The sequence below is a fragment of the Streptomyces sp. ADI96-02 genome (genome assembly GCF_003846185.1).
Classification (GTDB): Bacteria; Actinomycetota; Actinomycetes; order Streptomycetales; family Streptomycetaceae; genus Streptomyces.
In genome coordinates, this window is sequence record NZ_ML123034.1 from 4,333,126 (window position 1) to 4,348,119 (window position 14,994).

At 71.7% G+C, this 14,994-nt stretch carries 15 protein-coding genes; 8 read left to right on the top strand and 7 right to left on the bottom strand.

Features of this window, described 5'->3' with window-relative positions:
* Positions 1–579, top strand: a 579-nt coding sequence (locus EES43_RS19215; protein ID WP_241192473.1) for a prepilin peptidase, incomplete at its 5' end; no start/stop codon positions are given.
* A 169-nt stretch (positions 580–748) separates the two neighbouring features.
* Positions 749–1,192 carry a hypothetical protein gene (locus tag EES43_RS19220; RefSeq protein WP_124269846.1) on the top strand — a complete coding sequence of 148 codons (444 nt, stop codon included), beginning with the start codon at positions 749–751 and terminating at the stop codon, positions 1,190–1,192.
* A gap of 362 nt (positions 1,193–1,554) precedes the next feature.
* On the opposite strand, the gene mgrA is transcribed toward EES43_RS19220, so the two are convergent.
* A complete protein-coding gene (mgrA, locus tag EES43_RS19225) occupies positions 1,555–2,592 on the bottom strand; it encodes an L-glyceraldehyde 3-phosphate reductase (protein ID WP_124269847.1) in 1,038 nt (345 codons plus the stop codon).
* Between the two features lie 236 nt (positions 2,593–2,828).
* Here mgrA and EES43_RS19230 point away from each other — a divergent pair, with 236 nt between their 5' ends.
* The 4 genes from EES43_RS19230 (at position 2,829) to EES43_RS19245 (ending at position 7,995) form a co-directional block, all read left to right on the top strand.
* Positions 2,829–3,590, top strand: coding sequence for an isoprenyl transferase (locus tag EES43_RS19230; protein ID WP_124272064.1), 762 nt, complete (start codon positions 2,829–2,831; stop codon positions 3,588–3,590).
* Positions 3,591–3,987: 397 nt separating this feature from the next.
* Positions 3,988–5,307 (top strand): PhoH family protein, encoded by a 1,320-nt coding sequence (locus EES43_RS19235; RefSeq protein WP_277426077.1) that lies wholly within the window; start codon positions 3,988–3,990, stop codon positions 5,305–5,307.
* A gap of 389 nt (positions 5,308–5,696) precedes the next feature.
* On the top strand, positions 5,697–6,410 hold the full coding sequence (locus EES43_RS19240) for an aggregation-promoting factor C-terminal-like domain-containing protein (protein WP_124269848.1): 714 nt from the start codon (positions 5,697–5,699) through the stop codon (positions 6,408–6,410).
* Positions 6,411–6,543: 133 nt separating this feature from the next.
* Complete coding sequence (locus EES43_RS19245) at positions 6,544–7,995, top strand: AI-2E family transporter (protein ID WP_124269849.1); 1,452 nt, start codon at positions 6,544–6,546, stop codon at positions 7,993–7,995.
* A 91-nt stretch (positions 7,996–8,086) separates the two neighbouring features.
* Here EES43_RS19245 and EES43_RS19250 read toward each other — a convergent pair whose 3' ends face one another.
* A complete protein-coding gene (locus EES43_RS19250; RefSeq protein WP_124269850.1) occupies positions 8,087–8,623 on the bottom strand; it encodes an alkyl hydroperoxide reductase in 537 nt (178 codons plus the stop codon).
* A 12-nt stretch (positions 8,624–8,635) separates the two neighbouring features.
* A complete protein-coding gene (locus EES43_RS19255; protein ID WP_007452441.1) occupies positions 8,636–9,190 on the bottom strand; it encodes a peroxiredoxin in 555 nt (184 codons plus the stop codon).
* 132 nt (positions 9,191–9,322) lie between these two features.
* Between EES43_RS19255 and EES43_RS19260 the strand changes: the two genes are divergently transcribed.
* Entirely contained in the window at positions 9,323–10,285 is a 963-nt protein-coding gene (locus EES43_RS19260; protein ID WP_124269851.1) for a hydrogen peroxide-inducible genes activator, read from the top strand.
* A 62-nt stretch (positions 10,286–10,347) separates the two neighbouring features.
* Here EES43_RS19260 and EES43_RS19265 read toward each other — a convergent pair whose 3' ends face one another.
* The 4 genes from EES43_RS19265 to EES43_RS19280 form a co-directional block, all read right to left on the bottom strand.
* Positions 10,348–12,690: an FtsX-like permease family protein gene (locus EES43_RS19265; protein WP_241192695.1), complete on the bottom strand. Its 2,343-nt coding sequence runs from the start codon at positions 12,688–12,690 to the stop codon at positions 10,348–10,350.
* Between the two features lie 47 nt (positions 12,691–12,737).
* Positions 12,738–13,424: an ABC transporter ATP-binding protein gene (locus tag EES43_RS19270; RefSeq protein ID WP_124269853.1), complete on the bottom strand. Its 687-nt coding sequence runs from the start codon at positions 13,422–13,424 to the stop codon at positions 12,738–12,740.
* Positions 13,421–13,945, bottom strand: a complete 525-nt coding sequence (locus EES43_RS19275) for a PadR family transcriptional regulator (protein ID WP_124269854.1) — start codon at positions 13,943–13,945, stop codon at positions 13,421–13,423. The genes EES43_RS19270 and EES43_RS19275 overlap by 4 nt, the downstream gene beginning before the upstream one ends.
* Positions 13,946–14,032: 87 nt before the next feature.
* Positions 14,033–14,254, bottom strand: coding sequence for a type II toxin-antitoxin system antitoxin (locus EES43_RS19280; protein ID WP_124272066.1), 222 nt, complete (start codon positions 14,252–14,254; stop codon positions 14,033–14,035).
* Positions 14,255–14,614: 360 nt separating this feature from the next.
* Between EES43_RS19280 and EES43_RS19285 the strand changes: the two genes are divergently transcribed.
* Positions 14,615–14,994, top strand: a 380-nt coding sequence (locus tag EES43_RS19285; RefSeq protein ID WP_206430085.1) for a transglycosylase domain-containing protein, incomplete at its 3' end; no start/stop codon positions are given.

Sequence of the window (14,994 nt, forward strand, 5' to 3'; positions counted from 1 at the left end):
CGCGAGACGGCCGCCCCCGCCCGCCCTGGGCGCGCCTACGCCCCCGGCGTCCTCGCCCCCGTCGTCACCGTCCTCGCCTGTGTGGCGCTCGCCGCCGCCACCGGGGCCAGGCCGGAACTGCTCTGCTGGCTGCTGCTGGCCCCCGTCGCCGTACTCCTCGCCGTCGTCGACCGCCGCGTCCACCGGCTCCCCGATCCGCTGACCCTGCCGCTCGCCGCCGCCGCCGTCCTGCTGCTGGGCGGGGCGGCCCTGCTCCCCGGGCACGCCGGATCCTGGACCTCCGCCCTCCTCGGCGGCGCGGCCCTGGGCGGGTTCTACCTCCTGCTCTTCCTGATCAACCCGAGCGGCATGGGCTTCGGCGACGTGAAACTCGCCCTGGCGCTGGGAGCCGCGCTGGGCTGGTACGGCTGGGCGGTGCTGTTCCTCGGGGGGTTCGCCGGGTTCCTGTTCGGGGCCGCGTACGGACTCGGGCTGGTGCTGCTGCGCCGGGCGGGACGGAAGACCGGGATCCCGTTCGGGCCGTTCATGCTCGCCGGTGCGCTGAGCGGACTGCTCCTGGGAGCCCTGGCGGCGGCCTGACCGGCGGCACGTAGACGCCGACCAACCCGGCTGATCTGCCCGTATGCCTGACGTGAGGTCAATTCGACTACGCCGGACCTCAGTTCAGCTCCTCACCGCGTGCAACGCGATCGTGGGCGAGACCGTCCTACTGACCGGAAGCGCGCGTGGCGACGAGACGGGAGCGTCCATGACGGTGGAGCGGCAGAAGTGCGGCGGTCCGGCCGGCCGGGTCCGCCACGGCGGTTCGGACTGGCTGACGGGTTCCCGGATCACCGCGGTGCACGGCGTCTTCTACCGGCCGGAGGGGCGGGCCGGGGAGCCGGAAGCCGTCGAGTTCGTCCTCGCCGGAGGCCAGTCCGTCCTGCTGACCTGTGCCTTCGACCGGACTCTGCGGGTCACTCCGGGAGCCTGGCCCCGGCTGCCCGACTGGTGCGTCCCGGCGAGCCAGTGGCAGCACGCCCCGCTCGGCCAGGTGCCGCCCGCGCCGTACGGCGGTGCGTGGACCGTCGTCGGCACCCGGGAGCGCACGGACGGGAACGGCGAGGTCCGCGAAGCCGTCATCCGCTGCGCGGAAGGGGATTTCGTGATCGCCGCCGGCGACACGGTCACCGTCCGTTTCGACCGCTCATGACGGCTGTCCGGCGGCTCGTCGGCCGAGCCGTCCCGGCCGGCCGCGTCGGCCGGCTCCCCGGGCGTCAAGGCCGCGCCGCGCGCCGCCCCCCTGCGCCGCCGCATCACGTACACCGGTCCCGGGCCGGGGTTCCGAGGCGGCTTCCGGTGCCCGGAACGCAGTCCGCCGCATTCGGAGAGTGATGGTGGAGTGGCGTGGCACCCACCATCACTTACGAAGGGTTATGGTGGAAACCCCCCCTCGGGCCGGTCCGTATCCCCCCCACGGACCGGCCCGTTTTCTGTGCCGGCCCGTCGCGGACGCCGCCCGCCGCGCCGGACGGGTCCCGGGCGGGCCGCCGGCGGGGCGTCAGGGTGCGGGCGTCAGCCGCGTCCGGCCCAGATGTTGGTGCCCGCGGTGTCGACCGCGAACGTGTCGATCTCCTTCAACTCGTCGGCCGACAGGGCCGGTCCGGCCAGCGCGGCCACGTTCTCCTCCAGTTGCTTCACGCTCGACGCGCCGATCAGCGCGGACGTCATGCGGCTGTCGCGCAGCACCCACGCGATGGCGAGCTGGGCGAGCGACTGGCCGCGGCCGGCGGCGATGTCGTTGAGCCCGTTGAGCCGGCGCACCACCTCGTCGGAGAGCAGCCCCGGGTCGAGGGACTTGCCCTGCGTGGCCCGCGAACCCTCCGGGATGCCCTTGAGGTACTTGCCGGTGAGCAGGCCCTGGGCCAGCGGCACGAAGGAGATGCAGCCCATGCCGGCCGCCTCCAGGGTGTCGAGCAGCCCGTCGTCCTCGATCCAGCGGTTGATCATGGAGTAGGACGGCTGGTGGATCAGCGCGGGCACCCCCATCTCCTTGAGCAGCCGGGCGGCCTCGGCGGTCTGCTCCGCGTTGTACGAGGAGACGCCCACGTACAGCGCCTTGCCCTGCCGCACCGCGGAGGCCAGCGCTCCCATCGTCTCCTCCAGCGGAGTCTCCGGGTCGAAGCGGTGCGAGTAGAAGATGTCGACGTAGTCCAGGCCCATCCGGTCCAGGGAGGCGTCGAGCGAGGAGAGCAGGTACTTGCGGGAGCCCCATTCGCCGTACGGACCGGGGTGCATGAGGTAGCCGGCCTTGGTGGAGATGACCAGTTCGTCCCGGTACGGTGCGAAATCCTGGGCGAACAGCTTGCCGAAGTTCAGCTCGGCCGAGCCGGGCGGCGGGCCGTAGTTGTTGGCCAGGTCGAAGTGGGTCACGCCGAGATCGAAGGCGCGGCGCAGGATCGTCCGCTGCCCGTCGAGCGCCCGGTCGTCGCCGAAGTTGTGCCACAGGCCGAGGGAGAGGGCGGGCAGCTTGAGGCCGCTGCGTCCGCTGCGGCGGTATTCCATCGAGTCGTAGCGCGAGTCGTCGGCGCGGTAGGAGAGGTAATCAGTCACGTTTCCCTCCCTATCACGCAGTTGTGACAGACCGGGTTGGGCCCCCGTGACCCGGTCGCAGTAATGTGGCGGCTTCGGGGAACGCCGACGTGCGGCGCGGCGCCGGTCCGACGCCTTCCGTGCGCCCGTCCGGACCGCGGGAGAGCGCGGCGACCCCCCGCGGGGGACGGCCCCCGGACCCCCGGCGACGGGGAGGACGGGCCCCGGGCCCGTACGGAACCGAGAGGGTGAGCTCAGTGAACTTCCGCGACCTGGTGTACAGGCTCTACGCGCGCCGGGTGGAAGGCCGCCTGGACCACGACCAGGTGCCGAAGCACATCGGGGTCATCCTGGACGGCAACCGGCGCTGGGCGAAGGCGTCCGGCGGGTCGGCCGTGCAGGGCCACCAGGCCGGGGCGGACAAGATCTCCGAGCTGCTCGGCTGGTGCGACGAGACCGACGTCGAGGTCGTCACCCTCTGGCTGCTCTCCACGGACAACTTCGACCGGCCCGCCAACGAGCTGAAGCCGCTGCTGGGCATCATCGAGAACACCGTGCGCAACCTCGCCGCGGACGGCCGGTGGCGCGTGCACCACGTCGGCACGCTCGACCTGCTGCCCGCCGGGACCCAGACGGTGCTCAAGGAGGCCGAGGAGTCGACGTCCCACATCGACGGGATAATCGTCAACGTGGCCGTCGGCTACGGAGGCCGCCAGGAGATCGCCGACGCGGTCCGCTCGCTGCTCCTGGACCACTCCGCCAAGGGCACCACCTTCGAGGAGCTGGCCGAGGTCGTCTCCACGGACCTCATCTCCGAACACCTGTACACCCGCGGTCAGCCCGACCCGGACCTGGTGATCCGTACGAGCGGAGAGCAGCGCCTGTCGGGCTTCATGCTCTGGCAGAGCGCCCATTCGGAGTACTACTTCTGCGAGGTCTTCTGGCCGGCCTTCCGCAAGGTCGACTTCCTGCGGGCCCTGCGCGACTACGCCGCCCGCCACCGCCGCTACGGCGCCTGAGCCGCCCTCTGACGGCCTGGACCTGCTTCCGGGCCTTTCGGGCCCCGCGGACGCCCGCCCCGTGACTCCCCCGTACAGAGGGGAGTCACCGCGCGTCCACCGGGGCTTCCGCTCCTCTTGTCATATGCAGCGGCATGTCTTCGAGCCGATGAGGGAATACCCCTGACAGGTCGACGTCCGGTCAGCAACCAGGCGGATGTCGCGTCCAAGTGAGCGGCACCCAGCCCGCTCGCCCGGGAGGCCCTTTGCACACGAAGGACCGTACACACCGTGCGGCCGACGCGGAGGCCGGTTCGGCCCGCGCGCGGGGCCAGAACCCGGTCCGTCCTCTCCCTTCGGGAAGCTCCGCGACCGTTCGTCGCACTCCCCGACCTCGTCCGAGGGGGTACGTCCTTCCGTGGTGACCACCAAGCGGCGCCTGCCCGACAGGCGCACCTATGTTCTCGACACCAGCGTCCTGCTGGCCGACCCCAACGCCATGGCCCGCTTCGACGAGCACGAAGTCGTGCTGCCGATCGTGGTGGTCACGGAGCTGGAGGCCAAACGGCACCACCCGGAGCTCGGCTACTTCGCCCGGCAGGCACTGCGCCTGCTGGACGACTTCCGGGTCCGGTACGGCCGGCTGGACGCGCCGATCCCGCTTGGGGATCTGGGCGGGACGCTCCGTGTCGAACTCAACCACTCCGATCCCGGCGTCCTGCCCGCCGGCTACCGGCTGGGGGACAACGACTCACGGATTCTGGCGGTCGCGCGCAATCTCCAGGCCGAGGGGTACGACGTCACCGTCGTCTCCAAGGACCTGCCCCTGCGGATCAAGGCGTCCTCGGTCGGCCTCCTCGCCGAGGAGTACCGCGCGGAGCTGGCCATCACCGACTCCGGCTGGACGGGCATGACCGAGCTGTCCCTCTCCGGGGAACAGGTCGACCTGCTGTTCGGCGAGGAGACGCTGTACGTCCCCGAGGCCGCCGAGCTGCCGGTGCACACCGGCCTGGTCCTCCAGTCCGAGCGGGGCAAGGCGCTCGGCCGGGTCACCGCCGACGGCAACGTACGGCTGGTGCGGGGCGACCGGGAGGCGTTCGGCATCCACGGCCGCAGCGCGGAGCAGCGCATCGCCCTCGACCTGCTGCTCGACGGGGACGTCGGCATCGTGTCGCTGGGCGGCCGGGCGGGCACCGGCAAGTCGGCCCTGGCGCTCTGCGCCGGTCTGGAGGCGGTGCTGGAGCGGCAGCAGCACAAGAAGGTGATGGTCTTCCGCCCGCTGTACGCGGTCGGCGGGCAGGAGCTCGGCTACCTCCCGGGCAGCGAGTCCGAGAAGATGAGCCCCTGGGCACAGGCGGTCTTCGACACGCTGTCGGCGGTCGCCGGCCGCGAGGTGATCGAGGAGGTGCTCGGGCGCGGGATGCTGGAGGTCCTGCCGCTCACCCACATCCGCGGGCGCTCGCTGCACGACGCGTTCGTGATCGTCGACGAGGCGCAGTCGCTCGAACGGAACGTCCTGCTGACCGTGTTGTCCCGGATCGGGGCGAATTCGCGGGTGGTGCTCACGCATGACGTGGCCCAGCGGGACAACCTCCGCGTCGGCCGGTACGACGGAGTCGTCGCCGTCGTCGAGAAGCTGAAGGGCCATCCGCTCTTCGCGCATGTCACGCTCACCCGCTCCGAGCGCTCGCAGATCGCCGCGCTGGTGACCGAAATGCTGGAGGAAGGCCAGATCTGACACGGATGTCCCATCGATGCCGCCCGGCGAGCCAAGGAGCTTAGCCGGGCGGCATCGTGCTGCGCCGTCATTTCCGCCAAACCGGTGGTCCAAACGAGGTGTGAGCTTTCCCACGCAACAGAGAATTGCCCAACGGCGTTCCCGTCCGGCAGAGTCTTGCTTCCGTCAGGCCCCGCATACGGAACTCAGGCGTCTCCAGAGGCGTCACGCACCACACAACTCAACACGCGACGTCCGTATGCCGCCCGCGAGCACCACGCGGCAGCCCTCTCACCGGGGTTGCCCATCGGGCCCGTGCCTCCCGTGACCCAAGCAGTAGGGAGGCCAGTGTCAAGGGCACGATTGCGCCCGCGAGGTCACCTAAGCGGGCGATGCTGGAAGGACACCGTGTGAGCCGGATCTCGGTCCGGGGGTTCGCCGTGGCATCTGCCACCGCGGTCACCACCGTAGGCGCCGTCGTGGGCGTTGCTTCGGGCGGCACTCCCGCCGTCGACGACAACAACTTCGAGGCAGCCGCAGCCGACACCACGCTGCTCGCAGACATCCCCGCGGGCCAGCAGGCCCAGGTGCAGACCGCTTCGCTGACGCAGCAGGCCGATGCCCAGGCATCCGCCGCCGACGCAGCCGCGAAGAAGTCGGCCGAGGAGTCGGCCCGCATCCAGGCCGCCAAGGACGCCAAGTCCAAGAAGCAGGCGGCCGAGGACAGGGCCGAGGCCGAACGCAAGGCCGAGCGGGAGAAGAAGGAGGCCGAGGAGCGCGCCAGCCGGTCCTCCGTGCGCGAGGCCTCCTCGTTCTCCGCACAGGGCTCGTACAGCGTGGCCGAGGTCCAGGCGATGGCCCGCCAGATGGTTCCCGCGGACCAGTTCCAGTGCTTCAGCAACATCGTGAACCACGAGTCGACCTGGAACTACCGCGCGACCAACCCGTCCTCCGGGGCGTACGGTCTGATGCAGGCCCTCCCGGGCACCAAGATGTCCACCGCCGGCGCCGACTGGCAGACCAACCCGGCCACCCAGATCAAGTGGGGCCTGAGCTACATGGACGGCCGCTACGGCAGCCCCTGCGGCGCCTGGTCCTTCTGGCAGGCCAACAACTGGTACTAGGACCGTACGAGAACACCTTCGTCCGTCCCGGGCAGCCCCTCACCGTCCACCGGTGGGGGGCTGCTCGCGTGTACGGTCGCATCCGGCGCTCCTCGGAACGCTGGAGAGCGCAGATGGGGGAAGGGAAAGAAGCATGTCGAAACTGCCAGGCTGGCTGGGCCGCTTCGGGGCCGAACTGACGGAGCTGGGCGCACGCCTGGACGAGCGACGGGCGCGCGCCGCCGACGATGATGAGGACGCCCCGCGCGCCGGAGCCGGGGGGCCCGCGGACGGCGCCGCCGCCCAGGTGCCCGCGCCCCCTTCGTACGCCCCCTCCGTCGCCGCCAAGCCGGATCCGGTGGCGGCGATCCCGTGGGGGATGCGCGTCGCGGCCGAGGCCGGCTGGCGGCTGCTCGTCCTCGCGGGCACGCTCTGGGTGCTGATGCGCGTCATCAGCGCCGTACAGCTCGTCGTGCTGGCGTTCGCCGCGGCGCTGCTCGTCACGGCGATGCTCCAGCCGACCGTGGTGCGGCTCAAGCGGCTCGGGCTGCCGCGCGGGCTGGCCACCGCCGTCACCGCGGTGCTCGGCTTCGTCGTCATCGGCCTGGTCGGCTGGTTCGTGGTGTGGCAGGTGATGGACAACCTCGACACGCTGTCCGAGCGGGTCCGCGACGGCGTCGACGAGCTGAAGCGCTGGCTGCTGGACAGCCCCTTCCACGTCACCGAGTCGCAGATCAACGACATCGCCAAGAACCTCAACGACACCATCGGCACCAATACGGAGGAGATCACCTCCGCCGGGCTCCAGGGCGTCACGGTGATGGTGGAGTTCCTGACCGGACTCCTGCTGGCGATGTTCTCGACGCTCTTCCTGCTCTACGACGGCAAGCGCATCTGGCAGTGGACGCTCAAGCTGGTGCCCGCCCAGGCCCGGCCCGGGGTCGCGGGCGCCGGTCCGCGCGCCTGGCGCACGCTCACCGCCTACGTGCGCGGGACGGTGCTCGTCGCTCTGATCGACGCCATCTTCATCGGCCTCGGGCTCTACGTCCTCAACGTGCCGCTCGCGGTGCCGCTGGCGGTGTTCATCTTCCTGTTCGCCTTCGTCCCGCTGGTCGGCGCGGTGGTCTCCGGCGCGCTGGCCGTGGTCGTCGCCCTGGTCACCGACGGCGTGTTCACCGCGCTGATGGTGCTGATCGTCGTCCTGGCGGTGCAGCAGATCGAGGGCCACATCCTCCAGCCGTTCATCCTCGGCCGCGCCGTGCGGGTCCATCCACTGGCCGTGGTCCTCGCGGTGGCGACCGGCGGCCTGGTCGCCGGCATCGGCGGCGCGGTGGTCGCCGTGCCGCTGGTCGCCGTGATCAACACGGTCGTCGGCTACCTCCGCTCGTACGGCCAGGGGCACCTGCCCGGGTCGTCGTCCGACGGCCGCCACGGGGCCACCGCCCTCTCGCCGGAGCCGACGCCCGTCCCCGCTCCGCCGGCCCCGGCCCCCGACGAGCCGCTTCCCGCGCAGGCCGCCGCGCCCGCCGCCGAAGCGACCGAGGCCCCCTCCGCGCAGGCAGCGCCCGGTGTTCCGGCCCCGGAGGGCGGTCCGCCCCCGAGGTGACGGCACGGACACCGGAAGGGCCCAGCGGACGGTCGGTCGTCCGCGGGGCCCTTCGGCGTGTCAGAGGTGGTGCGGTGTCACCGCTCGCGTGTCACTGCTCGGCGAGCACGGCCTCGGAGTCGAGGGTCACACCGACCGCCTGGATCACCGAGGCGACCTTCACGGCCTCCTGGATGGTCTCGCGGTCGACGCCGGCCTTGCGCAGCACCTGCTCGTGCGAGTCCAGGCACTGGCCGCAGCCGTTGATCGCCGAGACGGCGAGCGACCACAGCTCGAAGTCGACCTTCTCCACGCCCGGGTTGCCGATGACGTTCATCCGCAGGCCCGCGCGGAGCGTGCCGTACTCCGGGTCCGACAGCAGGTGCCGGGTCCGGTAGAAGACGTTGTTCATCGCCATGATGGCGGCGGCCGACTTCGCCGCGGCGTACGCCTCGGCGGAGAGGTTGGCCTTCGCCTCGGGCTCCAGCTCGCGGAGCACCCTCGGCGAGCGCGAGGCGATCGCGCAGGCCAGCACGGTGCCCCACAGCTGCTGCTGCGGGAGGTCGCTGTTGCCGATGACCGAACCGAGGTTCAGCTTCAGGTCCTTGGCGAAGTCCGGTATGGCGGACTTCAGTTCGTCGAGTGCCATGTCGGTGTCAGCTCACTCGCCCGAGAGGAGCGCGACCGGGTCGAGGGTGTTCTCGCCCTTGGTCCAGTTGCACGGGCACAGCTCGTCGGTCTGGAGGGCGTCCAGGACCCGCAGGACCTCCTTGGGGTTACGGCCCACGGAACCGGCGGTCACCATCGTGAACTGGATCTCGTTGTTCTGGTCGACGATGAAGACGGCGCGCTGGGCGAAGCCGTCCTCGCCCTCGATGCCGAGGTCGCGCATGAGCTCGTGCTTCGAGTCGGCCAGCATCGGGAAGGGCAGGTCGGTCAGGTCCGGGTGGTCCTTGCGCCAGGCGTGGTGCACGAACTCGGAGTCACCGGAGAAGCCGAGGACCTGGGCGTCCCGGTCGGCGAACTCCTCGTTCAGCTTGCCGAAGGCGGCGATCTCGGTGGGGCACACGAAGGTGAAGTCCTTGGGCCACGCGAAGACGATCTTCCACTTGCCCTCGTAGGTCTTGTGGTTGATCTGCTCGAACTCCTTGCCGCTTTCCAGCGAAACACAAGCAGTCAGGTCGAACTCGGGGAACTTGTCACCGACAGTGAGCACGCGCTCTCCTTGCAGCGTAGGAAATCCCCTTTTGGGAGATTTCCTGAGGGTTGGACGAGATCCACTCTGGCACAGAGTGCATTGATCACGGAAATAGCTACACTCGGGCGCGATGATCGGAGGTGCCTATCAGTGGCACAGGGGAACCAGGGCATACGCCCCAAACAACCGAGCCTTTCGCAGCTGCGCGCCTTCGCGGCCGTGGCGGAGCACCTGCACTTCAGGGACGCGGCGGCGGCGATCGGGATGAGTCAGCCGGCACTCTCCGGAGCCGTCTCCACGCTGGAGGAGTCACTGGGCGTCCAGTTGATCGAGCGTACGACGCGCAAGGTGCTGCTCTCGGCGGCCGGGGAACGGCTCGCCGTGCGGGCCGCCGCCGTGCTGGAGGCGGTCGGAGCGCTGATGGAGGAGGCGGAGGCGGTGCGCGCGCCGTTCACCGGGGTGCTCCGGCTCGGCGTGATCCCGACCGTGGCCCCCTATCTGCTGCCCACCGTGCTGCGGCTGGTCCATGACCGCTACCCGGACCTCGACCTCCAGGTCCACGAGGAGCAGACCTCCTCCCTGCTGGAGGGGCTCGCCGGAGGCCGGCTGGACCTGCTGCTCCTCGCGGTGCCGCTCGGCGTGCCCGGGGTGAGCGAGATCCCGCTCTTCGACGAGGACTTCGTCCTGGTCATGGAGCAGGAGCACTGGCTCGGCGGCCGGGCGGACATTCCCCGCGAGGCCCTGCGCGAGCTGCCGCTGCTGCTGCTCGACGAAGGGCACTGCCTGCGCGACCAGGCCCTGGACATCTGCCGCGAGGCCGGGCGCAGGAACGGCACGCCGGTGACGACCACGGCGGCCGGCCTCTCCACCCTCGTACAACTCGTGGCGGGCGGCCTCGGGGTGACGCTGCTGCCGCGGACCGCGGTGACGGTGGAGACCGGGCGCAACGACGCGCTGGCCACCGGGTACTTCGCGGACCCCGCGCCCACCCGGCGGGTGGCGCTGGCCATGCGGACCGGGTCGGCGCGGGGCGGCGAGTTCGAGGAGTTCGCCGCCGCGCTGCGCGGTGCGATGGCGCCGCTGCCGGTCCGGCCGGTGGCCGCCGCCGGCTGAACGGCGCGCGGAACACGGCCGGGCGGCGCCTCGCGCGAGGACGCCGCCCGGCCGCGCCGGGGTCACTCCGTGCGCAGCCCGTCCGGACGCATCAGGCGCCACAGCGGCGGCAGCGACAACACCGTCACCAGCAGGATCAACGCGCCGCCGGCCCCGGCCAGCGGCAGGAACAGCCACCAGTCGGACACCTGTTTGCGGATCATCCAGGTGAGGGTCGCCCCCAGGCCGAGGCCGCCCGCCACCGCGAGGAGCAGCCCGAGCAGGACCGGCACGGCGGTCTGCCACAGCACCGACCAGGCGAGCGTCGAGCGCCGGGTGCCGAAGGCGACCAGGACGGACAGCAGCCGTCTGCGCTCGCGCAACTGCTCCAGCTGTGAGACCAGCATGGACGCGGCGATCAGCAGCAGCACCGCGCTCGCCCCCGCCTGGAGCCCGGTCTGGATGCTCGCGTACTGCCGGTCGCGCTGCACGGAGGCGAGCGTGACGAACCGCATGCCGGGGTCGATCCGGGCCGCCGTGTTCCGTACGCGTTCGGCGACGTCGGGCGAGTCGGGGTCCACCCGGATCTGCGCCACCGCCCGCGCGCCCGGTAGGGCGGCGGCGTCGATCGCGCCCGTGGTGACCATGATTCCCCAGTGGTCCTCGCCCATCGGGTCGCGGCGGCCCGGGACGGTCGGGGAGTCGGCGGGCAGCGTCCAGCGGTAGGGGCGTCGTGCCCTGTCCGAGTCGACCACGATCTCCTCGCCCTTGCGGGCGGTCTCGTCGACCCACTTCCCCATGCCCCTGCCGCGCGCGGGATGGACGACGAACGTGTCGCCGTCCTCGCACGCGCCGATCCGGGCCAGCTCGCGCAGGGTCGGGCAGTCGCCCACCGTCAGCGAGGTGGTGGGCCGCATGTCGTCCTCGTCGTAGACGCCGGGCCTGGTCGCGTACGCCTCCACCGAGCCGATCACCAGGTCGACGCCCTCGGTGGCACGGAACTGCTCGATCATGGAGGTGGCGTCGCCGGTGACATTCTCGGAGTAGGCGGCGAACTGGGCGCGGGAGGGATCCTGGCCCGTCACCCGGTTGAAATCGGCGTTCATCGCGGCGAAGAGCGTCTGGAGGGCGATCGCCCCCGCCACCGCCACGGTGACGCCGACGACCGCGCGGGACGCCGACCCGCTGCTCAACTGGAGCCGCCGGGTGGCGAGCTGCCAGGGCACCGGACCGCCGCGCAGCCCGCGCACGCACGCCTCGACCAGCCACGGCAGCAGCAGGGCCAGGCCGACCAGCACCAGGACGGCTCCGGTCGCGATCGGGACCGGGGCGACGGGCTCCAGGTCGTCGGCCCGGCCCTCCAGCCCGAGCACCGCGACGCCCGCGAGCGGCACCGGCAGCCGCCACCACAGCCGCCGCCCACGCTCGCGACCGCGGCGCACCACGCCGAGCGGTTCGATCACCACGGACCGCATCGCCACCAGGGTGACGAGCACGGCGGTGACCGGCACCGCGACGGCGACCAGCGCCGCCGACAGCGGATCGGGGACGAGGTCGGCGGGGAACGCGCTGACGTCCCACACCTTCACCGCGCCGACGAACGGCCGCCCGAGGAGGAACAGCGCCAGCCCGGTCACCAGCCCGAGCACGGAGCCGAACAGCGCCTCGCCGGCGGCGATGCGGCGTGTCGCGGGGATGCCGGCGCCGACCAGGCGCAGCGCCGCCAGCCGGCGGTCGCGCCGGTCGCCGCCGAACCGTACGGCCGTGGCGATGAAGATCGCCACCGGCACCAGCAGCACCACGCAGACCATGACGACCAGCACGATCAGCAGCGGCGACAGCGGATCGCCCTCGCTCCGGTCGCCGTAGCCGATGACCCGGTGGCCGCCCGCGGCCGTGGTCAGGGTGCCGCTGCCCGCGTAGTAGACGAGCTCGTCGGGGGAGAGGAGACCGGCGTCGCCGACGGTCCCGGTCACCCGGTACGGCAGCCGCTCCCGCAGCAGTTCGCCGCGCGGCGACGCCAGCAGCTCCTTCAGCGCGGGGGAGACCACCATCTCGCCGGGGGCGGGGAAGCGTGCTACGCCCGGCGGCCTGGCCGGGTTCGCGCCGTCCGCGCGCAGGAGCCGGCCCGTGATGGACAGGTCGCGGTACTCCGTGTCGGCGCCGATCACGAGCGCGGAGGTGTCGGAGGGTCCGGGCGGCGGCCCGGACCTCGGCAACGGGGCCTCGGCGCGGGCCTGTCCCCGGGCGGCCTGTTCGTCGATCAGGTGCGGTACGGAGGAGGCGAGCAGCAGCAGCGCGACGCCGAGGCCGACGCCGACCGCCGTCAGCAGCGTACGGATCCAGCCCTCGCGGCCTCCGCCGGCGGCGAAGCGGATGCCGAGGCCCAGGTCCCGCGCCACCGCCGCGATCCCGGAAGGGGGCACGGGCCGGGAAGCTCCGTCCGGGGCCGTCCGGCGGTCGTCGAGCAAGGTCACGCGATGTACTCCGCGTCGCGGGCCCGGCCGTCGCGCACGGTCACGTCCCGGTCGGAGTAGGCGGCGACCCGGGCCTCGTGCGTCACCAGGACGACGGCGACGTTGGAGGAGCGCGCGGCTTCCGTCAGCAGCTCCATCACCCGCTCGCCGTTGAGGGAGTCCAGGGCGCCGGTCGGCTCGTCCGCGAAGATCACCTTCGGTGAGGCGGCGAGCGCGCGGGCCACGGCGACGCGCTGGCCCTGACCGCCCGAGACCTCCCCGGGGCGCTGTCCGCCGATGCCGTCGACCTCCAGACGCTCCAGCCACCCCCGGGCGGTGCGCTCGGCGTCCTTGCGCCGCACGCCGTTCAGGCGCAGCGGCAGGGCGACGTTCTCCACGCAGGTCAGCTCGGGGACGAGCTGGCCGAACTGGAACACGAAGCCGAAGTCGCCGCGGCGCAGCGCGCTGCGTTCGGCGTCGGACATGGCGGACAGCTCGCGGCCCGCGTAGGTGATGGTGCCGGAGTCGGGGGTGATGATCCCGGCCAGGCAGTGCAGGAGGGTGGACTTGCCCGAGCCGGAGGGGCCCATGACGGCGACGACCTCGCCCGGGTGCACGGAGAACGACGCGCCGTCCAGCGCGGGCGTCGATCCGTACGACTTGCGCAGGTCGCGGGCGGAGAGCAGGGAGCCGTCGGGGTTCACGGCGCGACCACCTTGGCGAGCTGGCCGAGCCGTGCGGCGGTCAGTTCCAGCCATCGCAGATCCGCTTCCAGATGGAACAGCGCGTGGTCGCAGATGAGCTGGTCGGCCAGGTCGCCCTGGCGCTTGCGCTCGGTGAGGACGCGCATCAGGCGCAGGTGCTCCGAGCGCTGGGCGTCCAGCACGTCGGCGGCGCTGCGGCCGGTGAGCAGGGCGAGCACGACCTTGGTGTAGAGCGTCGACTGGAGGTACGGCTCGGGCTTCTCGGGCTCGGCCAGCCAGCGGGAGACGTCGGTGACCCCGGCGTCGGTGATGGCGTAGCGCTTGCGCTCGGGCCCGCCTTCGCTCTCGACGCCGTCGACCTCGACCAGCCCGTTCCTCAGGAGGCGGGACATCGTCGAGTAGACCTGGCCGTAGTGCAGCGGGCGGTCCTGGCCGAACTTCTCGTCGAAGGCGCGCTTGAGGTCGTAGCCGTGGCGCGGGCCGGACTCCAGGAGTCCGAGCAGGGTATGACCGATTGACATGTGACACACTCTACATGGTGTGTATAGCGGGTGTGCATACGTGGCCTGATGGCGTCCCTGGCCGAGCGACGCCTTGGCCGGGGGCGTCTACGCGCCCGCCTCCGGGGCGGTGTCCGGTCCCTGCCCCGGCTCCGGCCGCCTGGGCGGTCGGCCCCGGCGGGCGATCGGGCCGGCCGAGCCCGGCAACCGCGCGGCGTCCGCCAGTGCCCGCCGCAGCAGGAACTCGATCTGCGCGTTGGTGCTGCGCAGCTCGTCGGAGGCCCAGCGGGCCAGCGCGTCGTGCACGGCGGGGTCCAGTCGCAGCAGCATCCGCTTGCGCTGCCCCGCCCGGGACGCCGACGGCCGCCGGGGCGGATCCTCGGCCGCCGGCGGACCCTCGACCGCCGGTGTGCCGGGATGCCGCTCATCGCGCTGTCCGACCACGGGATCCCCGTTCCGCGCGACCGCCGCCGCGCCATCAAGGTGCGCCATCAATCCGAGCTATCAAACTGATGTCACATTATCGATTCTCGCAACCATGTGCGCCCCTGAGGAGTCGGTTCCTCTGGGAGCGGGTGCTGATTGTCACGTCCGTAATAGACCGGATCGCTTGCTTTGCGGCCCCGCTGACGGTGTTAGCTGGCAGGTCTGAGCGAGCTGGTCGAGCAGAGAAGCGGGAGCAACACAGCAATGGGTCGAGCGGATGCGCGACGAGCTCCGGCGCGAGAGGCGCGCGGGGCTGCGAAGAGCGGCGGCATACGCGGACTCTTCACGTGGAAGAAGCTGCTGGGAGCGTTCTTCGGACTCTGCCTGCTGGTCATGGGCGCCTTCGGCGCGCTCTACGTGTACGTGGACGTCCCCGCCGCCAACGCCATGGCCGAGCGGCAGAGCAACGTCTACCAGTACAGCGACGGCACGCTCATGGCCCGGAGCAGCAACGGCGTCAACCGCCAGATCGTCGACCTGGCCCAGGTGCCCAAGCAGGTGCAGCACACCTTCGTCGCCGCCGAGAACAAGACGTTCTACAAGGACCAGGGCGTCGACCTGAAGGGCATCACGCGCGGCCTGTT